General features: G+C 65.9%; 17 protein-coding genes. 13 read left to right on the forward strand and 4 right to left on the reverse strand.

Going from position 1 to position 19,044, the window contains the following annotated elements; translation table 11 throughout:
- The 4 genes from B5V46_RS02430 to B5V46_RS02445 form a co-directional block, all read right to left on the reverse strand.
- On the reverse strand, window positions 1–1,290 hold the full coding sequence (locus tag B5V46_RS02430; RefSeq protein WP_080615111.1) for a BCD family MFS transporter: 1,290 nt from the start codon (window positions 1,288–1,290) through the stop codon (window positions 1–3).
- Window positions 1,290–2,195 carry a chlorophyll synthase ChlG gene (chlG, locus tag B5V46_RS02435; protein WP_080617921.1) on the reverse strand — a complete coding sequence of 302 codons (906 nt, stop codon included), beginning with the start codon at window positions 2,193–2,195 and terminating at the stop codon, window positions 1,290–1,292. Before chlG ends, B5V46_RS02430 begins: the two co-directional genes overlap by 1 nt.
- 65 nt (window positions 2,196–2,260) lie before the next feature.
- Window positions 2,261–3,685: a transcriptional regulator PpsR gene (gene ppsR / locus B5V46_RS02440; protein WP_080617922.1), complete on the reverse strand. Its 1,425-nt coding sequence runs from the start codon at window positions 3,683–3,685 to the stop codon at window positions 2,261–2,263.
- 34 nt (window positions 3,686–3,719) lie between these two features.
- On the reverse strand, window positions 3,720–4,535 hold the full coding sequence (locus B5V46_RS02445; protein ID WP_196774322.1) for a B12-binding domain-containing protein: 816 nt from the start codon (window positions 4,533–4,535) through the stop codon (window positions 3,720–3,722).
- A gap of 299 nt (window positions 4,536–4,834) precedes the next feature.
- On the opposite strand from B5V46_RS02445, the gene bchF reads away from it, so the two are divergent.
- From bchF to puhE, 13 genes are read left to right on the forward strand one after another with little or no spacing between them, the layout of a single operon-like run.
- Window positions 4,835–5,332, forward strand: coding sequence for a 2-vinyl bacteriochlorophyllide hydratase (gene bchF / locus B5V46_RS02450; protein ID WP_080615113.1), 498 nt, complete (start codon window positions 4,835–4,837; stop codon window positions 5,330–5,332).
- Window positions 5,329–6,618, forward strand: a complete 1,290-nt coding sequence (locus B5V46_RS02455) for a ferredoxin:protochlorophyllide reductase (ATP-dependent) subunit N (RefSeq protein ID WP_080615114.1) — start codon at window positions 5,329–5,331, stop codon at window positions 6,616–6,618. The genes bchF and B5V46_RS02455 overlap by 4 nt, the downstream gene beginning before the upstream one ends.
- Window positions 6,615–8,159, forward strand: a complete 1,545-nt coding sequence (gene bchB, locus B5V46_RS02460; protein ID WP_080615115.1) for a ferredoxin:protochlorophyllide reductase (ATP-dependent) subunit B — start codon at window positions 6,615–6,617, stop codon at window positions 8,157–8,159. The genes B5V46_RS02455 and bchB overlap by 4 nt, the downstream gene beginning before the upstream one ends.
- Complete coding sequence (locus B5V46_RS02465; RefSeq protein WP_080615116.1) at window positions 8,149–11,727, forward strand: magnesium chelatase subunit H; 3,579 nt, start codon at window positions 8,149–8,151, stop codon at window positions 11,725–11,727. Before bchB ends, B5V46_RS02465 begins: the two co-directional genes overlap by 11 nt.
- Window positions 11,728–11,747: 20 nt before the next feature.
- Window positions 11,748–12,644 carry a ferredoxin:protochlorophyllide reductase (ATP-dependent) iron-sulfur ATP-binding protein gene (gene bchL / locus B5V46_RS02470; protein WP_080615117.1) on the forward strand — a complete coding sequence of 299 codons (897 nt, stop codon included), beginning with the start codon at window positions 11,748–11,750 and terminating at the stop codon, window positions 12,642–12,644.
- Window positions 12,644–13,327 (forward strand): magnesium protoporphyrin IX methyltransferase, encoded by a 684-nt coding sequence (gene bchM / locus B5V46_RS02475; RefSeq protein WP_080615118.1) that lies wholly within the window; start codon window positions 12,644–12,646, stop codon window positions 13,325–13,327. Before bchL ends, bchM begins: the two co-directional genes overlap by 1 nt.
- Window positions 13,324–14,766: a PucC family protein gene (locus B5V46_RS02480; RefSeq protein ID WP_080615119.1), complete on the forward strand. Its 1,443-nt coding sequence runs from the start codon at window positions 13,324–13,326 to the stop codon at window positions 14,764–14,766. The genes bchM and B5V46_RS02480 overlap by 4 nt, the downstream gene beginning before the upstream one ends.
- Before the next feature lie 18 nt (window positions 14,767–14,784).
- A complete protein-coding gene (gene puhA, locus B5V46_RS02485; RefSeq protein WP_080615120.1) occupies window positions 14,785–15,567 on the forward strand; it encodes a photosynthetic reaction center subunit H in 783 nt (260 codons plus the stop codon).
- 12 nt (window positions 15,568–15,579) lie between these two features.
- Entirely contained in the window at window positions 15,580–16,212 is a 633-nt protein-coding gene (gene puhB, locus B5V46_RS02490; protein WP_080615121.1) for a photosynthetic complex putative assembly protein PuhB, read from the forward strand.
- 3 nt (window positions 16,213–16,215) lie between these two features.
- Window positions 16,216–16,680, forward strand: a complete 465-nt coding sequence (gene puhC, locus B5V46_RS02495) for a photosynthetic complex assembly protein PuhC (protein ID WP_080615122.1) — start codon at window positions 16,216–16,218, stop codon at window positions 16,678–16,680.
- A 51-nt stretch (window positions 16,681–16,731) separates the two neighbouring features.
- The gene (locus B5V46_RS02500) at window positions 16,732–17,028 is read left to right on the forward strand and encodes a hypothetical protein (protein ID WP_080615123.1); all 297 of its coding nucleotides are present in this window, start codon (window positions 16,732–16,734) and stop codon (window positions 17,026–17,028) included.
- Window positions 17,025–18,140, forward strand: a complete 1,116-nt coding sequence (acsF, locus tag B5V46_RS02505; RefSeq protein ID WP_080615124.1) for a magnesium-protoporphyrin IX monomethyl ester (oxidative) cyclase — start codon at window positions 17,025–17,027, stop codon at window positions 18,138–18,140. Before B5V46_RS02500 ends, acsF begins: the two co-directional genes overlap by 4 nt.
- Complete coding sequence (gene puhE, locus B5V46_RS02510) at window positions 18,137–18,958, forward strand: putative photosynthetic complex assembly protein PuhE (RefSeq protein ID WP_369822804.1); 822 nt, start codon at window positions 18,137–18,139, stop codon at window positions 18,956–18,958. The genes acsF and puhE overlap by 4 nt, the downstream gene beginning before the upstream one ends.
- Window positions 18,959–19,044: the final 86 nt, after the last annotated feature.

The raw sequence follows: 19,044 nt of genomic DNA on the forward strand, positions 1-19,044 counted from the left end.
TTACTCCCCTGGCACAAGACCTGAATTTTCCGTTGTGGGTCGATGTCCATCCATGATCCTCAGGGCCATTGCAGCAGCGGCCAGGAAGAGGATCGCTTCGGTCAGGAACACCACGCCAAAAGCGGGTGCGTCGTCCATGATCTGGCGCAAACCGTCGGCGGCAGCGGCGCCGATGAGGCCGCCGAAGCCCGCGGCGATGGCCTGCGCCGCGCCCCAGAGCCCCATCCGCGTGCCCTCGCGCCCGTCGCGGCCCTCGCCCGCAAGCGCCATCATCGCGCCGATGGCGGCGACGGTGAAGATGCCGTTGAAGAAGCCCATCAGCACCACGGCCGGCGTCAGCGGCAGATGCGGGCCGAAATGTCCGAGTGCCGCGATGCTGGCCAGCGCCACGGCCGAGCCGAGACAGCCGAGGATCACCCAGCTTCGCAGGGCCCAGATCCGCAGGACCGAGCTGCCGATGCCGACCACGACCATGCCGAGGAAGATGCCGCCATGCTGGGCGCCCGACAGCGAGGTCGACTGGCCCGGCGTGAAGTCGAAGACGAGGCCCGAGAAGGGCTCGAGAATGAGTTCCTGCATGAAATAGGCGACCATCGACAGGAACACGAACAGCGTGAAGATGCGGGCGCGGGGCTCGGCCCAGACCTCGCCGATGCCCTTCCAGAACGGCATCTCGTCGGGCTCGCGATGGGTGACGACGCGCTTCTCGATGCCCCAGACCGCCAGCGTCGTGAGAACGACCGCGCCCAGGGTGACCACGGTCACGATTTCCAGCAGGAGCGCAGGCGTATAGGGGTCGAGGAAAGCGCCGATCAGACTGGCGGTGATGCCGATGCCCGCGATCATCATCAGCCAGGTGATGGTGGCGGCGGCCGCGCGCCGCTCGGGCGCGGTGGCGGTGGCCAGGAGCGCCAGCAGCGAGGTGCCGCAGGCTGCGACGCCGATGCCGATCAGCGCATAGGCGAGGATCGAAAGCGCAAGCCCCGGCCCATAGTGGTTTTCCATCACCACGACGCCGGTCGCGGCGAGATAGCCACCCAGCGCCAGGATGATCATGCCCAGAATGACGAAGCGGGTGCGCTGGCCGCGCGTGTCCGACAGGAAGCCCCAGCTCGGCCGGGTGATCTGGATCGCGTAATGGAGCGCCACCAGAAGCCCCGGCAGCACCGCCGGAAGCGCCAGCTCGACCACCATCAGCCGGTTCAGGGTGGAGGAGGTCAGCACCACCACCGAGCCCAGGCACATCTGCACCAGGCCCAGCCGGACGATCTGCAGCCAGCTCAGCGTCATCACGCGCCTCCGAGCGAGCGGATCGCGAAGGCCGAGATCATCATGCCGGACACATACAGCACGACGCCGACGCCGTTATACCAGGGCGCCTTGCCCTTGGGGTCCTTCATCATCACCGACATCGCCCAGAACTGCACCAGCAGCACGGCGGTCACGCCCGCCGCGTGGAACGGCCGGTCCCACAGGACCAGTAGCGCGATCACCACCGCCTGCGGCACCGCCATCACCACCGAGGCGACCCAGGCGGCCTTTTCCGGGCCCATGGTGACGGGCAGCGAGTTCACGCCCATCTGGCGGTCGCCTTCCAGCGCTTTGAAATCGTTCAGCGTCATGATGCCATGGGCGCCGATGCCGTAAAGCAGCGCGATCACGACCACATAGATCGAGGGCGCGCCCGCCGACAGCACCGCCGCGCCGGTGAACCAGGGCAGCGTTTCATAGGAGATGCCCACGAGCCCCGGCCCCCACCAGCCCGATTTCTTCAGCCGGACCGGTTCGGCCGAATAGGCCCAGGCCGCGGCAACGCCGAGGATGGTGGCGACAAAGCCCCAGGGGCCAAGCTGCCAGCCGATCACCAGCGCCAGAAGCGACATGATGCAGGCGATGTAGAAGCCCCAGCGGCCCGGAATGCGGCCCGAGGGGATCGGGCGGTAGGGCTCGTTGATCGCGTCGACATGCCGGTCGCACCAGTCATTCGCCGCCTGGCTCATGCCGCAGACGACGGGGCCCGCCAGCACGATGCCCAGCAGCACGAGACCCGGTTTCGAGAGCGGCGACACCCCCGAGGACACGGTTCCGCAGAGATAGGCCCACATCGGGGGAAACCACGTGATCGGCTTGATCAGCGTCACCATGGCAGCGGGTTCCGGCAGGCGCCGGTTCGGCATGTTGGAAATGTCTGTCATGTCGTCTTGCAGGCTCTCCTGGCCCGGCGCGCCGGGCACGTCTTCCTTCCCCCGGGGGCGGCGCGTCAGTGATCGCCCCCGTCTCTGTTCAGCAGCCCGTATTTCCGGAGCTTCACGTAAAGGCTCTGCCGCGAGAGCCCCAGCATTTCGGCGGCGGCGACGCGGTTGTTGCGCGTCAGCTCCACGGCGGTCTCGATGCACATCTTCTCGACCACATCGGTGGTCTCGGCGACGATGTCCTTGAGGTTGGCCGAGCCCACCAGTTCCATCACCGAGCGCATCGCGTCATCCGAGACGGCGACGCCGGGCTTGCGCACGCTCTCCATGCGGCTGGCATCGCGGATCACGAAGACGATGCAGGGGCTGGCCTGCTCCTTGAGATAGGTGGCCGAGATCTCGACCGAGACCTGGGTGCCGTATTCGCCCGACAGCTTGGTGGCGAACATCCGCATCTGACCGCTGCGGGTGGCGTTTTCCACCAGCACCCTCAGATCGACGCTGCCGCGCACCAGATAGTCGCCAAGCGAGCGGCCCTTGACCGCGCCCGCATGGGGCGCGTCGGCCAGCCCGAGGAAGCTGTCATTGGCCGCGAGAATCACGCCCTGCGGGTCGGTGAAGACCAGCGCGTCGACGCCCTGACGGTAGAAGGCCAGGAGCGTCTCGCCCATCTCGCCGCCATTCGGCTCGGATTCTTCGGCGGGATCGAGCCGGCACAGGATCAGCGGTTCGCCCGCGGCGCGGAAGGCGATCGGATGCAGCTGGATCCGGATCCGGCTGCGGCGGGTCTCCAGCGCGATCGGATGAGCTTCGGGCGACATCGTCGCCCGGGTCAGCGCCTCGACGAATTCGGCGCGGCGCCGGCCCTCGAACTCCTGAGCGAAGGCATTGCCGATCAGCTCGGTCCGCTCGACATCCAGAAGATCGCAGGCCACGGGATTGGCATCGACCACCCGGCCCGACCTGGTGCCGATGAAGACGAAGGCGTCGCGGGTGGCTTCCGTGAGAACGCGGTAGCGGGTGTCATATTCGCGCTGGGTCTCGTAATCGCGTTCGAGCGCCATCTGCGCCTCGATGAGCTGCATCTGCATCTCGGCGATGGGGCGCAGGTCGCGGCCCAGCATCAGAAGCGTGCTGCCGTCGGGCCCGATGGCATGGAAGGAATAGCGCACCGGAAAGGACCAGCCCTCGCCATCGGCATGGTTCAGTTCGACCGGCCTGGCGATGTCGCCCCCCTGTGCGAACAGCTCGAGCCGCGCCTCGAGCTTGGGACGGCTGTCCGAGGTCAGAACGTCGCGGATGTCGCGGCCGTCCCAGTGATCGATCCGGCCATGAGCGTGATGGTCCTTGTTGACCATCACCGACAGGATCCGGCCCTCGGGCGAGATCACGAGCGCGATATCGCTGGCCGTGGCGATGATCTCGCCCAGCATCTCGGGCGCGATCAGGGGAATCGCGCCGCTGTTCCAGTATTTGCTGCCCCTTGACGTCACGCGTCCATATACGGCCGGTCCGGCCGCCTCCCCGTCACTGGTCCTGTCCTGTCCGCGCGGCGCCAGGCGCCCGCAGAGCCCCTGTCCGGCAGAGGCGAAGCGCTTCATGCGCATCCGACGTCACGGCATCCGCCCCGGTCAGGGCACAGATATCATCGGCCCCGTCGGCGACCCGGCCGCCGATCACGACAGGGACCTCGTTGCCCAGAACCCGGTGCAGGGCAGAGACAAGCCGACGCGCCGAATCGAGCTTTTGACGACAGGATACCGAAATCGCAACCAGATCGAACTTCCGTGCCATGGCTTTTTGCAGGATTTCCTCCTCGGTCTGGCCGAGCGCGAGGCAGACCGAGGCGCCCATCCGCCGCATCTGGTTCGCGGCGGTCATGCCGCCGAGCGTGTGATATTCCTCATGCGGCACGATCATCAGCACATTGGGCGCGTCGGAGGCGGCCAGCATGTCGGCGGCATTGGCCGCGCCCAGCTCGCGCAGCATCGCCTGCAACCGGGCTGCGCCGATGGTGACATCGGCAAAGCTGAGATCGTCGCTGAGCCAGCGCTCGCCCAGTTCGCGGGCCGCGGCGGGGATATAGCCGTCGATGATGGCAGTGGGGGGAGTGCCGCGGCGCCGGAGCGTGGCCAGAGACCGGGTTCCGATCGAGCGGTCGCCGCCCAGCAGGTCGGCGCAGAACTCGGCCAGCAGCGCGGGGTCGAGCGCCGCGTCCCCGCTGCCGGAGCGATGCGCCAGCGCCGAGAGCACCTGGGCCGCCAGGGTCTCGACATCGCCGTGGCGCGCTGTCTGCGGACCTGCCTGGGCGCGCGGTGCTATCGACTTCTGAGGTTCAGCCATGACAGGGCCCCCGGCCAGCGCGGGCCCGGCGGATTCGAGAAGACCGCGCCGCGGCGGGGCTCCGGGACTGTCCAGCGTTGTCAAAGTCAATTGACACTTGTTTGCCCTCATGGCCGGAGGAATCAAGGAGGCGCAGGTAAGTCCTATGAAATATATTGACTTTTCAGGCCTGCACCAAGCCCTTTACATCCCTTGGATCGAGATCAGTGTAAACGGAGAGAGTGTAAATTACAATTGACACTTTCTGCGTCGCAGGTCTAACTTGAGGCCCAAGCCACCGTCTGTCAGGGAGTCGGAGGATGCCGGAACACGTGGGAACCGCCGTCAGGCCGGTCCAACTCTATACGCCGGAAGAACGTCGCCGTCGCGACGAAACGAAATGGACCCTCGTGCAGGGCGTGCTTGCGCCGTTGCAGTTCCTGGTCTTCCTGGTCTCGCTGGTGCTCGTGCTGCGGTACCTTGCGACCGGAGCGGGCTACGAGGCCGCCACGATCTCGATCGTGATCAAGACTTTCGTGCTTTACACCATCATGGTCACCGGGGCGATCTGGGAAAAGGTCGTCTTCGGCAAGTACCTGTTCGCGCCCGCTTTCTTCTGGGAAGACGTGTTCTCGATGGCGGTGATCTCGCTGCACACGCTCTATCTCTGGACGGTGCTGAGCGGGTCGGTCGGGCCGACCGGGCAGATGCTGATCGCGCTGGCCGCCTATGCCGCCTATGTCGTCAATGCCGGGCAGTTCCTTTGGAAGCTGCGCATGGCCCGCCTGCAGGGCGAGGCCTCGGAGGTCTCTGCATGACCGGATTCGCCCCCGCCCCTCCGGCCGCCGGATGTCGCAACGCGCCCGTCCTGAAGGAACGCGGCCAGCGTGAGGTGTTCTGCGGTCTGACCGGCATCATCTGGCTGCATCGCAAGATGCAGGACGCCTTCTTCCTCGTCGTCGGCTCGCGCACCTGTGCGCATCTGCTGCAATCGGCTGCCGGCGTGATGATCTTCGCCGAGCCGCGTTTTGGCACCGCGATCCTCGAGGAAAAGGATCTGGCGGGGCTGGCCGACGCCAATACCGAGCTCGACCGCGAGGTCGACCGGCTGCTGGCGCGCCGTCCCGATATCAAGCAGCTGTTTCTCGTGGGCTCCTGCCCGTCCGAGGTGATCAAGCTCGACCTGCACCGCGCGGCCGAACGGCTGACCGAGCGTCATGCGCCGCATGTGCGGGTGATGAACTATTCCGGCTCGGGCATCGAGACGACCTTCACCGAGGGTGAGGATGCCTGCCTCGCGACCATGGTGCCGACCCTGCCCGCAACCGACGAGCGCCAGCTGCTGATGGTCGGCGCCCTGCCCGATGTGGTCGAGGATCAGGCGCTGAGCCTGCTCGGGGCGATGGGCGTCAAGCCCGTCCGCTGCCTGCCCGCCCATCGTGCCGCCGAGACCCCCGGCGTGGGGCCGAACACGGTCGTGGCCCTGACCCAGCCCTTCCTGAACGAGACCGCCGCCCATCTGGAACGGCGTGGCGCGCGTATCCTCTCCGCGCCCTTCCCCTTCGGCGAAGAGGGCACCACCGCCTGGCTCTGGGCCGTGGCGCAGGAATTCGGCGTCTCGCCCGACACCTTCGAGAGGGTCACCGAGGCGCCCCGCGCCCGGGCGCGCAAGGCCGTCGCTGCCGCCGCCGAGACCCTGGACGGCAAGTCGATCTTCTTCTTCCCTGACAGCCAGCTGGAAATTCCGCTGGCGCGCTTCCTGACCCGCGAATGCGGGATGCGGGCCGTCGAGGTGGGCGCCCCCTTCATAAACAAGCAGATCGTCGGTCCCGATCTCGATCTGCTGGCCGAAGGCCCGGTGATCGCGGAAGGCCAGGATGTCGATCTGCAGCTCGACCGCTGCCGCGCCGCCCGGCCCGACCTGACGGTCTGCGGGCTGGGGCTGGCAAACCCGCTCGAGGCACAGGGCCTGACGACGAAATGGGCCATCGAGCTCGTCTTCACCCCGGTTCATTTCTACGAACAGGCCGGCGATCTGGCCGGTCTCTTTGCCCGTCCGGTGCGCCGTCGCGCCATTCTGGCCGGGCTGGAGGGCGCGGCATGAAGCTGACCGTCTGGACCTATGAAGGCCCGCCCCATGTCGGCGCGATGCGCGTCGCGACCGCGATGAAGGGGCTGCATTACGTGCTGCACGCGCCGCAGGGCGACACCTATGCCGACCTGCTGTTCACCATGATCGAGCGGCGCAACCATCGCCCGCCGGTCAGCTACACCACCTTCCAGGCGCGCGATCTGGGGGCGGACACGGCGAATCTGTTCAAGACCGCGCTGCACGATGCCTTCGACCGGTTCCAGCCGCAGGCGATGATCGTGGGCTCGTCCTGCACCGCCGAGCTGATCCAGGATGACCCCGAGGGCATGGCCGCGACGCTGGATCTGGGCATCCCGGTGATCCCGCTGGATCTGCCGAGCTATCAGCGCAAGGAGAATTTCGGCTCGGACGAGACCTTCTACCAGATCGTCAAGGCCATCGCGCGCCCGATGGAGCGCACGGCCCATGTCTCGGCCAACCTGATCGGGCCGGTGGGGCTCGGCTTCCGCCATCGCGACGATATCACCGAGGTGACGGCGCTGCTGGAAGAGATGGGCATCTCGGTCAATGTGGTCGCGCCCATGAATGCCACGCCCGCGGATATCGCCCGGATGGGGGCCGCGCATTTCAACGTGCTGATGTATCCCGAGCATGCCGAGACCGCGGCGCGCTGGATGGAGAAGACGCTCGGCCAGCCCTATACCAAGACGGTGCCGATCGGCGTCGGCGCGACCCGCGATTTCATCGCCGAGGTGGCCGGGATCGCGGGCGTCGAGCCGAAGGCCGACGATGCCCGCCTCAGGATGCCCTGGTATTCGCAATCGGTCGATTCGACCTACCTGACCGGCAAGCGTGTCTTCCTGTTCGGCGATGCCACCCATGTGAAGGCCATGGCCCGGGTCGCGCGCGACGAGATGGGCTTCGAGGTGGTCGGGCTCGGGTGCTACAACCGCGAATTTGCCCGCGATATCCGCAAGCTCGCCAAGGAGTTCGGCGTCGAGGCGCTGATCAGCGACGATTATCTCGAGGTCGAACAGACCATCGAGGCGCTGGCCCCCGAGATGATCCTCGGCACCCAGATGGAGCGTCATATCGGCAAGCGGCTGGGCATTCCCTGCGCCGTGATCTCGGCGCCCGTGCACGTTCAGGACTTCCCCGCCCGCTACAGCCCGCAGATGGGCTGGGAGGGCGCCAACGTGATCTTCGACACGCTGGTCCATCCGCTGGTGATGGGGCTCGAGGAACACCTTCTGCACATGTTCCGCGAGGATTTCGAGTTCCACGACGATGCCGGCGCCTCGCATCATGGCGGTGCGGCCAAGGCCAGGGCGATCGAGGCCGAACCGGATGCCGATCAGGAAGCGGCCGCCGCGGCGGCCCCGGCCGAGGGCGAGATCGTCTGGTTGAGCGCGGCCGAAAAGGAACTGAAGAAGATCCCGTTCTTTGTCCGCGGCAAGGCCAAACGCAATACCGAGAAGTTCGCGCTCGAGAAGGGCGTGCACGAGATCAGTGTCGAAACCTTGTACGAGGCGAAGGCCCATTATGCGCGATGAACGTCATTACCCAGGGTATCGAGTAGTCATCGTCACGCTGGATTCGCATTCGGCGGGTCCTTGCGAGCGGGTGACCGAGCGTCTTGCCGAGGACTTCCCCGGGCTTCGGGTGACGGTTCATGCCGCCGCGACCTGGTCGGAAAACCCGGGCGAGCTGGTTCGGGCCAAGGATGACGTTCTGAATGCCGACATCATCCTGGTGAACCTTCTGTTCATCGAGGAGCATATCAACGCGATCCTGCCCGAGCTGAAGGCCCGGCGCGACGATTGCGACGCGATGATCGGCATCATCGCCGACAAGCAGATCGTGCAACTGACCCGGATGGGCGATCTGGACATGTCCAAGCCCGCCTCGGGGCCGATGAAGCTTCTGAAGAAGCTGCGCGGCAATACCCGGGACGACAATGGCCAGCTCAAGACCGGCGGCGAGAAGCAGATGGCCATGCTGCGCCGCCTGCCCAAGATGTTGAAGTATCTGCCGGGCAAGGCACAGGATCTGCGCGCCTGGTTCCTGGTCATGCAATATTGGCTGGGCGGGTCCGACGACAATGTCGAGCAGATGGTGCGCTTTCTGATCTCGCGCTATGCCAAGGACGCCTCCTGGCGCGGCGGCTCTTCCGAGGCCCCGATCGAATATCCCGAGACCGGGCTTTACCATCCCGACATCCCGCATCGCATCACCACCGACATCAAGGATCTGCCGCAGCCCGGGGCGCCGGTGGCGACGGTCGGCATCCTTTTGATGCGCTCCTATATCCTCGCCTCTGATACCGCCCATTACGACGCGGTGATCCATGCACTCGAGGAACGCGGCATCCGTGTGATAGCCGCCTTCGCGGGCGGGCTTGATGCCCGGCCGGCCATCGCCGCCTATTTCACCGGCGAAGACAGCGTGCATATCGATACGCTGGTCTCGCTGACCGGGTTCAGCCTGATCGGCGGTCCGGCCTATAATGACAGCGACGCGGCGGTCGAGGTGCTGAGCGGGCTCGACGTGCCCTACATGGCCGCCCATCCGCTGGAATTCCAGACGCTGGGGCAATGGAGCGATTCCTCGGGCGGGCTCGGTCCGGTCGAGACCACCATGCTGATCGCGCTGCCGGAACTGGACGGGGCGATCTCGCCCACCGTCTTCGGCGGCCGCCATGGCGCCGAGGGCTGCAAGGGCTGCCCGAAGGATTGCAGCCACAAGGGCGAATCGAAGCAGATGTCGGCCTGTTCGGAACGGGTCGCGATGCTGGCCGCGCGGGTCGAGCGGCTGGCCCGGCTGCGCCGCTCGGAAACCGAAAGCCGCAAGGTCGGCATCATCCTCTTCGGCTTCCCGCCGAATGCGGGCGCGATCGGCACCGCCGCCTATCTGTCGGTCTTCGAGAGCCTCTTCAACACGCTCCACCGGATGAAATCCGAGGGTTACGAGACCGGTGCGCTGCCCGCCACGGTCGACGAGCTGCGCACGGCGATCCTCGAGGGCAATGCCAAGACCTATGGCCAGGAGGGCAACGTCGCCGCCCATGTGCCGGCCGACGATCTGGTGCGCGGCACGCCCTGGCTGTCCGAGATCGAATCCGTCTGGGGCCCGGCCCCGGGCAAGATCCGGTCGGACGGGCGCGGCGTCTTCGTGCTGGGCCGCGAATTCGGCAATGTCTTCGTGGGCGTGCAGCCGACCTTCGGCTACGAGGGCGACCCGATGCGGCTTCTGTTCGAGAAGGGTTTTGCCCCGACCCATGCCTTCAGCGCCTTCTATCTGTGGCTCAAGAACAGCTTCCGCGCCGATGTGCTGTTGCATTTCGGCATGCATGGCGCGCTGGAATTCATGCCGGGCAAGCAGGCGGGCATGTGCTTCCGCGACTGGCCCGACCGGCTGATCGGCGACATGCCGAACGTCTATCTCTATGCCTCGAACAACCCCTCCGAGGCGACGCTGGCCAAGCGCCGCTCGAACGCGGTGACGATCACCCACCTGACGCCGCCGCTCGCGGCCTCGGGGCTTTACAAGGGCCTGCAGGAACTGAAGGACAGCCTGACCCGCTGGCGCCAGACCGAGCCCGGCTCGCCCGAGCAGGCCGATCTGGAAGAGCTGATCGCGGCCCAGGCCGATGCCGTCGACATGACCGGCACCCCGCCCGAGCAGCTTTGGCTGAAGCTTCTGGAAACCGAGGATGCGCTGATCCCCGACGGGCTGCATGTGGTCGGCCGCACGGCGACGCCCGAGGAACGGGCCGAGCATCTGCGGGTGATGACCGATACCGATGCCGAGACCCGCGAGAAGGTCGATTACTGGCTGCAGCAGGATACCGAACTGCCCGCGATCATGCGCGCGCTGGGCGGGCGCTACATCAAGCCGGTGCCCGGGGGCGACCTGATCCGCTCGGCCGATGTGCTGCCGACGGGGCGTAACATCCACGCCTTCGACCCGTTCCGGATGCCGACCCAGTTCGCGATGCTGGAAGGCGCGAAACAGGCGCAGAAGCTTCTGGATGCCCATGCGACCCTGCCGCGTTCGGTGGCGATGGTGCTGTGGGGCTCGGACAACATCAAATCCGATGGCGGCCCCATCGCCCAGGCCATGGCGCTGATGGGGGCGAAGCCGCGCTTTGACAATTACGGCCGTCTGGCGGGCGCCGATCTGGTGCCGCTGGATGAACTCGGCCGGCCGCGGGTCGATGTGGTGATGACGCTTTCGGGCATCTTCCGCGATCTTCTGCCGCTGCAGACCCGGATGCTGGCCGAGGCCGCCTGGAAGGCCGCCACCGCCGATGAGCCGGTCGAGCAGAACTTCATCCGTGCCCATTCGCTGGCCCATGCCGAGAAGATGGGTGTCGACATGGAAACCGCGGCGCTGCGGGTCTTCTCGAATGCCGAGGGCGCCTATGGCTCGAACGTCAACGGGCTGGTCGACAGCGGCGCTTGGGGCGACGAGGACGAGCTGGCCGATGCCTATGAGGCGCGGAAAAGCTTCGCCTACGGGCGCGACGGCAAGTCCAGGGCCAATGCGGCGCTGCTTCAGCAGACGCTGAAGGATGTCGATGTCGCCTATCAGAACCTCGAAAGCGTGGAACTCGGCGTGACCACGGTCGACCACTATTTCGACACGCTGGGCGGCATCGCGCGGGCGGTGAAACGCGCCCGCGGCGGGCAGGACGCGGCCGTCTATATCGGCGATCAGACCCGGGGCGAGGGCAAGGTGCGCACGCTTCAGGACCAGGTCGCGCTCGAGACCCGCTCGCGCAGCCTCAACCCGAAATGGTTCGAAGGCATGCTCAGGCACGGGCATGAAGGCGTGCGCCAGATCGAGGCGCAGGTCACCAACACCCTCGGATGGTCGGCGACAACCGGCCAGGTGGAGCCCTGGGTGTATCAACGGCTGTCGGAAACCTTCGTCCTCGACGAAGACATGAGAAAACGGCTGGCCAGCCTCAACCCTGCGGCATCGGCCCGGATGGCGAACCGCCTTCTCGAAGCCCATGACCGCAATTACTGGCAACCCGACGCCGAAACTCTTGCCGCGCTTCAGGCGGCGGCCGACGAACTGGAAGACCGGCTCGAAGGCATAGTGGCGGCGGAATAAGCCGCGAACGGAGGGAACCAATGAGCCCCAGAGACGAAATTCCTGTGCTGAAGGGCGAAGACGGCGAAGGCTCCGTCCAGGTCCATCAGGACGAAACGATGAAGATCGAGGGGGCCAAGGTCTTTTCGGTCTATGGCAAGGGCGGGATCGGCAAGTCGACGACCTCGTCGAACCTGTCGGCGGCCTTCTCGATGCTGGGCAAGCGCGTTCTGCAGATCGGCTGCGATCCCAAGCATGATTCGACCTTCACCCTGACGGGGCATCTGCAATCCACGGTGATCGACGTGCTCAAGGAGGTGGATTTCCACCCCGAGGAGTTGCGCCCCGAGGATTTCATGGTCGAGGGCTTCAACGGCGTGATGTGCGTCGAGGCGGGCGGCCCGCCCGCGGGCACCGGCTGCGGCGGCTATGTCGTGGGCCAGACCGTCAAGCTGCTGAAACAGCACCACATGCTGGAAGACACCGATGTGGTGATCTTCGACGTGTTGGGCGATGTGGTCTGCGGCGGTTTCGCTGCGCCCCTGCAGCATGCCGACCGGGCGGTGATCGTGACCGCGAACGATTTCGATTCGATCTACGCCATGAACCGGATCATCGCCGCGGTGCAGGCCAAGTCCAAGAACTACAACGTGCGGCTTGCCGGCTGCATCGCGAACCGGTCGGAAGATACCGACCAGGTCGACAAGTATTGCAGCCGGGTGGGCTTCGACCGTATCGCGCATATGCCGCTGGTCGATGCGATCCGGCGCTCGCGGCTGATGAAAAAGACGCTGTTCGAGATGCCCGATGACGAGGATATCGTGCAGTGCCGTGCCGAATACGTGCGGCTGGCGGAGCTGCTCTGGGCCGGGACCGAGCCCCTGGCGCCGCATCCGCTGCCCGACCGGGAAATCTTTGAATTGCTTGGGTTCGATTGATGGACAGCTACGCCCGTACCCGGGAACGACTAGAGACCTACTTTGGCCGCACGGCGGCCAAGACCTGGGAGCATCTGACCTCGGATGCCCCGGTGTCGCGCATCCGGCAGACGGTGCGCGAGGGGCGCGACCAGATGCGCGCCGCGATGCTGGCGCGGCTGCCCGACGACCTGACCGGGTGCCGGGTGCTCGATGCCGGTTGCGGCGCCGGGCCGATGACGCTCGAGCTGGTCCAGCGCGGCGCCGAGGTGGTGGCCTGCGACATCTCGCAAAGCCTCCTCGACGTGGCGAAAAGCCGGATCCCCGACAAGTATCATCGCCAGATCACCTTCGTGGCGGGCGACATGCTGGGCGAACGGCTGGGGCGTTTCGACTATGTCATGGCGATGGACAGCCTGATCCACTACCAGGCCCGCGACATCGCCGAGGCCCTGGGCAAGCTTGCGCCCCGGACCCGCGGCAAGATCGTCTTCACCGTCGCGCCGAAGACGCCCTTGCTGAGCGTCATGCATGTGACGGGCAAGCTCTTCCCCCGCTCGGACCGCTCGCCCCGGATCATTCCGCATTCCGAGGTCCGCATCGCGGGTGCCTTGCGCAAGGCGGGCGTAAAGGGGCGGCTGCGCGCCGTCGCGCGGGTCGCCAAGGGGTTCTATATCAGCCAGGCCATGGAGCTTGAAAGATGAGCAAGAAGCCTCATCCCCTGACGAAGCTGTCGGCGAAGTTCCTGCCCTTCGCCGATGCCGCCTCGGACGGACTGCCGATGAACGAGTTGCTGCGGCTGTCGCTGTTCCAGGTCTCGGTGGGGATGGCGACGGTGATGCTTCTGGGCACGCTGAACCGGGTGATGATCGTCGAGCTTTCGGTGCCCGCGATCGTCGTGGCGATGATGATCGCGGTGCCGGTTCTGGTCGCGCCCTTCCGCGCGCTGATGGGCTTCCGGTCGGACAATCACAGATCGGCCATCGGCTGGAAGCGTGTCCCCTACATGTGGTTCGGCACGCTCTGGCAGATGGGCGGGCTGGCGATCATGCCGTTTTCGCTGCTGCTTCTGTCGGGCGACCAGACGCTGGGGCCGACCTGGGCGGGCGAGGTCTTTGCCGCCATCGCCTTCCTGATGACGGGGCTGGGGCTCCATATGACCCAGACCGCGGGCCTGGCGCTGGCGTCCGACCGCGCCACCGACGAGACCCGGCCGCGGGTCGTGGCGCTGCTTTACGTCATGTTCCTGCTGGGGATGGGGATTTCGTCCATCGTCATCGGCTGGCTCCTGCGCGATTTCTCGTCGATCCGGCTGATCCGGGTGGTGCAGGGCGCGGCCGTCGTCACCATCCTGCTCAACGTCGTCGCGCTCTGGAAACAGGAGCGGATGTGCCCGATGTCGAAGGAAGAGCGCGAGGCCCCGCAGCCGGGCTTCGGCGATGCCTGGCGCGACTTCATCCGCGGCGGCAGCGCCGGACGGCTGCTGGCGGTGGTCTTCCTCGGCACGCTGGCCTTCTCGATGCAGGACGTCCTGCTCGAGCCTTATGGCGGGCAGATCCTTGGGCTGTCGGTCTCCTCGACCACGCTTCTGACCGCGCTCTGGGCCTTCGGGGCGCTGGTGGGCTTCGGGCTCGCGGCGCGCTGGCTCGGGCAGGGGATGAACTCGCACCGGATGGGGGCGCTCGGCATTCTCGGCGGCATCGTCGCCTTCACCCTGGTGATCTTTGCCGGGCCGCTGCATTCGGGCCTCCTGTTCTTCCTCGGCGCGATGCTGATCGGTTTCGGCGGCGGCCTGTTCTCGGTCTCGACCCTGACCGCGGCGATGGCGCTGCCGGTCCGGGATTTCGCCGGCCGCGGCCTTGCGCTTGGCGCCTGGGGCGCGGCGCAGGCGACCGCCTCGGGGCTGGCCGTGGCGCTGGGCGGGGCCCTGCGCGACGGAATCGGCCATCTCGCGACGGCGGGCGTTCTGGGCGAGGGGCTCAACACGCCGGCCACCGGATACGCGGCGGTCTACCACATTGAGATCGTCCTTCTCTTCGTGACACTCATGGTTCTGGGGCCGCTTGTGCGCCCACAGGACCGCAACAACCATCCCAACAGGGATTCCTCGGCCAAGATCGGGCTGGCCGACTTCCCAACCTGACCCGGAGGACCGATACCCATGGTCAACGCTTTTTTCGGAAACTTCGATATCGCCAGTCTGTCCATCTGGGCGTTCTGGCTGTTCTTCGCTGGGCTGATCTTCTACCTTCAACGCATGAACATGCATGAGGGCTACCCGCTGGAAGACGAGATGGGGAATGCCGCGCCGAACCAGGGCATGTTCCCGCTGCCCGCGGCCAAGACCTTCAAGCTGCCGCATGGCCAGGGCGAAAAGACCGTGCCCGACATGCAGACCGACCCCCGCAACGCGGATCTGGCGCTGAAGAAGGTCACCAAGAGCAACGGCTATCCGCTGGAGCCGACCGGCGACCCGATGGTCGACGGCGTGGGCCCGGCTGCCTGGTGCGCGCGCAAGGACGAGCCCGAGCTTGACGGCCGCGGCCATCCCAAGATCCAGCCGCTTTCGGCGCTGAAGACCTTCAAGGTCTCGGCCGGTCGCGACCCGCGCGGCATGCCGGTGATCGCGGGCGACGGCGAGAAGGTCGGCAGCGTGGTCGACATGTGGGTCGACGAACCCGAACAGCTGGTGCGCTATCTCGAGCTGGAACTCGACGCCGAGCATGGCGGCGGTCGCCGGATGCTGCCGATGCAGCTGGCCAAGATCGGCTGGTTCAAGCCCGAGGTCTCGGTCCATTCGATCTACGGCAAGCATTTCGCCGCCGTTCCGACCATCAAGTCGACGACCCAGATCACCAAGCTCGAAGAAGACAAGGTCTGTGCCTATTACGCGGGCGGCAAGCTGTATGCCGACCCCGCCGAGCGGCTCGAACCGCAATTCTGAGGAAGGGACGCAATGTCCGACGACGATTTCGCCGCCGAACCCATCAAGGGACTGCCGGAACGCCTGCCCGAGGGGGAACATATCCTCTGGCAGGGCCGACCCGGCTGGTGGGCGCTCGCCCGGGAGAGCCTCGCGCTCTACTGGGTGGGCGGCTATTTCGTCATCCTCTTCCTGTGGCGCATGATCGTCGCCGCCGAGACCATGCCCTGGTCGCAGGCGGCGGTCGCGTCCTCGTTCTTCCTGGTCCTGGGGGCCGTGGTCTGCCTGCTGCTGGTGGTCACGGCCTTCGTCCAGGCAAGGGCCACGGTCTATACCGTCACCAACCGTCGTGTGGCGCTTCGCATCGGGGCGGCGCTCGATATGACGCTGAACCTGCCCTATACCCAGATCGGCAATGCCAATCTCGATCTGCGCAAGTCCGGGAGCGGCACCATCGCCTTCGAATTGATGGGAACGACCAAGTTCTCGTATCTCTTGTGCTGGCCCCATATCCGTCCCTGGCGGATGGCCCGCACCGAGCCCGCGTTCCGCTGTATCCCTGACGCGGCGAAGGTCGCCCGACTGATTGCCGACGCGGCCCAGACGCGGCTCTCCGAGCCCCGTCTCACGCGCGTCGATGCCGATGACACGGTTGCAGCGGAGTAGAATATGGCTCGAAATAACAGGCATACAGGCCCTTACGACCACGGAGAGAAGATCCCGCCGATCCTGATCAAGGGTATGTTCGGGGTCGCCCTCTTCGCGCTGATCCTGGTCAGCTATGCGCGGCTGACCGACCGGCCGCTCGACGCGCTGCCCGATGCCGGGGCCCCGGTGGCGGTGGAGCGCCAGATCGTGATCGACGCCAGGATCGACGGCTCGGCCAAGGTCTACGATACCGAGGGCAACCAGGTCTTCGAATTCGCCCCCAACGAGGGCGGCTTCGTGGCCGGGGTCTGGCGGGCGCTCGAGCTCAAGCGCAAGCAGGCCGGCGTGCCGGTCGACGCGCCGGTCCGCCTCGTCCGGTTCAAGGACGGGCGCATTTCTCTGTATGACGACCAGACAGGATGGCGTGCCGAACTGGTCGGTTTCGGCGCCGACAATACCGCAGCCTTCGCGCGGCTGCTGGACTGACCGGAGGGATCGGGAACATGCCCTCCACACTCAAAAACAGGGAACCGAAAGATGGGAATTTTCACCCGAAGGAAGGAGACCGCACCTTGTACGGTTGAGGTCTCGCACAAGTTCGAAAGCCTGCATGCGCATGTGCGGTTCAATAACGGAGCCGTCGTGCATCCGGGCGACGAAGTGCTGGTGCAGGGCCCCGAGATCATGGCCCCCTATGGCGAGGTGGTCAGGGAGGACCGCACCGCCATCATCACCCGGGCGACCCCGCTTGAACGTCTCTGGACGCGACTGACGGGCGATCTGGAATTCATGGAGCTTTGCGAATTCTCCTTTTCCGAGGAGGTGAAGCTGTGAACGTCCATACCGCCGATGCCACCACCGTCGAGGAAGGCCTTGCGATCCAGGAACAGCAGGCCGTTCTGGACAGCGAGACCGCGACCGCCGTCGCCATGCAGGACACGCTGCTGACGCCGCGCTTCTACACCACCGATTTCGAGGCGCTCGACGCCATCGACGTCAGCCCGGTCCGGGCCGACTGGGACGCGCTCATCGCCGAGATGGAAGCCGATCCCAACAAGGGCCATTTCAGGAAAGACGAAACCTGGGACCATGTCGACTGGGACGGGATGGAACCCGAGCTGAAGAAGGAGTTCATCGACTTCCTGATCAGCTCCTGCACCGCCGAATTCTCGGGCTGCGTGCTCTACAAGGAGATGAAGCGGCGCGGTTCGAACCATGACGTGACCGAGCTGTTCCAGCTGATGGCCCGCGACGAGGCGCGCCATGCGGGCTTCATCAACGACGCGCTGCGCGAGGCCGGGATCGCCGTGAACCTGGGTTTCCTGACCCAGAAGAAGAAATACACCTATTTCCGGCCCAAGTTCATCTACTACGCCACCTATCTCAGCGAGAAGATCGGCTATGCCCGCTACATCACGATCTTCCGCCATCTCGAAGAGCATCCCGAAAGGCGGTTCCATCCGATCTTCAAGTGGTTCCGCGAGTGGTGCAATGACGAGTTCCGCCATGGCGAGGCCTTCGCGCTTCTGATGAAGACCGACCCCAAGCTGACCTCGGGCGTCAATGTCCTGTGGATCAAGTTCTTCCTGACCGCGGTCTTTGCCACAATGCATGTGCGCGATCACCAGCGACCCGCCTTCCACAAGGCGCTGGGCGTCGATACCGACTGGTACGGCCATGAGGTGTTCCGCAAGACCTCGGACCTGTCGAAACAGATCTTCCCGATCACGCTCGATATCGACCATCCGCGCTGGGCGAAGGGGCTGACGGCGCTGCAGGAGGCCAGCGTCGCCATCGACGCCGCGCGCAAACGCGGCGGCGCGGCCGGCAAGCTTGCCCAATGGGCGGGCTCGGCGCGGGCGGCCTGGGCATTCCTGTCGCTTCTGAGCATTCCGGCGCAAAGGCACGAGGTGCCGGCCTCGACCCGTCTGGAGCCAGTCTATTGATCGCAACGGCGTGGTTCGCGGCATTGGCCGCCTTCTTCATCTGGTGGTTCTCGACCGGGGCAATCCTGATCGTCGTGCGCCGCGCCGAGCACCGGGGGCGCCTGGCGCATCTTCGGGCGACGATCATGGCCCTGCCGCTTCTGGGCGGCGGGGTCTGGCTGTTCGAGGTGACCCGCCATTTCGAGACCGTGGCGACCGCCTATCTGGCCTTTCTCGCAGCGATCGCGATCTGGGGCTGGGTGGAGCTGGCCTTCCTCACCGGCGTCATCACCGGGCCGAACACGACCCGCTGTCATCCGCATGCGCGCGGCTGGGAGCGGTTCATGCGCGCCTATGGCACCATCGCCTATCACGAGACGCTGCTGGTGGTGATCCTCTTCGCGATGCTGGTCACCAGCCACGACTCGGCAAACGGGGTCGGGGTCTGGACCTTCATCATCCTGTTCTTCGCGCGGATCTCGGCCAAGCTGAACCTGTTTCTCGGCGTGCCCAAGATCAATGTCGAGTTCCTGCCGACGCCGCTGGCGCATCTGCCCAGCCATTTCAAGATCTCGCGGCTGAACTGGCTGTTCCCGATCTCGATCTCGGGACTGACCTTCGCGGTGGCCTGTTTCATGGAGCGGCTGTTCGCGGTCGGCGACCCGCATGACAAGGTGGGCTTTGCGCTGCTGACCGCCATCACGGCGCTGGCGTTGCTGGAACACTGGCTGATGGTGCTGCCGTTGCCCGACGAGCGGCTCTGGCGCTGGATGCTGCCCGAGCGCAAGCCGCGCGTCGGGGAGGACAAGATGCCCTCGAAGGACATGAGCCGGACCTGACTCGCCTGTCGCTTGCGAATCGGCCCGGAGCGGCCTCCGGGCGCGTCCGATCCGGAACTGGAGGAAAGCCGAAGGCGCGTGCCCGG

Origin of the sequence: Rhodovulum sp. MB263, from assembly GCF_002073975.1 — a bacterium.
Taxonomy (GTDB): domain Bacteria; phylum Pseudomonadota; class Alphaproteobacteria; order Rhodobacterales; family Rhodobacteraceae; genus Rhodovulum.

Excerpts from the sequence above, each read along its gene's own strand:
- B5V46_RS02430 (WP_080615111.1), bottom strand. The coding sequence starts at position 1,290 with ATGACGCTGAGCTGGCTGCAGATCGTCCGGCTGGGCCTGGTGCAGATG.
- chlG (WP_080617921.1), bottom strand. The coding sequence starts at position 2,195 with ATGACAGACATTTCCAACATGCCGAACCGGCGCCTGCCGGAACCCGCT.
- B5V46_RS02445 (WP_196774322.1), bottom strand. The coding sequence starts at position 4,535 with ATGGCTGAACCTCAGAAGTCGATAGCACCGCGCGCCCAGGCAGGTCCG.
- bchF (WP_080615113.1), top strand. The coding sequence starts at position 4,835 with ATGCCGGAACACGTGGGAACCGCCGTCAGGCCGGTCCAACTCTATACG.
- B5V46_RS02455 (WP_080615114.1), top strand. The coding sequence starts at position 5,329 with ATGACCGGATTCGCCCCCGCCCCTCCGGCCGCCGGATGTCGCAACGCG.
- bchB (WP_080615115.1), top strand. The coding sequence starts at position 6,615 with ATGAAGCTGACCGTCTGGACCTATGAAGGCCCGCCCCATGTCGGCGCG.
- B5V46_RS02465 (WP_080615116.1), top strand. The coding sequence starts at position 8,149 with ATGCGCGATGAACGTCATTACCCAGGGTATCGAGTAGTCATCGTCACG.
- bchL (WP_080615117.1), top strand. The coding sequence starts at position 11,748 with ATGAGCCCCAGAGACGAAATTCCTGTGCTGAAGGGCGAAGACGGCGAA.
- bchM (WP_080615118.1), top strand. The coding sequence starts at position 12,644 with ATGGACAGCTACGCCCGTACCCGGGAACGACTAGAGACCTACTTTGGC.
- B5V46_RS02480 (WP_080615119.1), top strand. The coding sequence starts at position 13,324 with ATGAGCAAGAAGCCTCATCCCCTGACGAAGCTGTCGGCGAAGTTCCTG.
- puhA (WP_080615120.1), top strand. The coding sequence starts at position 14,785 with ATGGTCAACGCTTTTTTCGGAAACTTCGATATCGCCAGTCTGTCCATC.
- puhB (WP_080615121.1), top strand. The coding sequence starts at position 15,580 with ATGTCCGACGACGATTTCGCCGCCGAACCCATCAAGGGACTGCCGGAA.
- puhC (WP_080615122.1), top strand. The coding sequence starts at position 16,216 with ATGGCTCGAAATAACAGGCATACAGGCCCTTACGACCACGGAGAGAAG.
- B5V46_RS02500 (WP_080615123.1), top strand. The coding sequence starts at position 16,732 with ATGGGAATTTTCACCCGAAGGAAGGAGACCGCACCTTGTACGGTTGAG.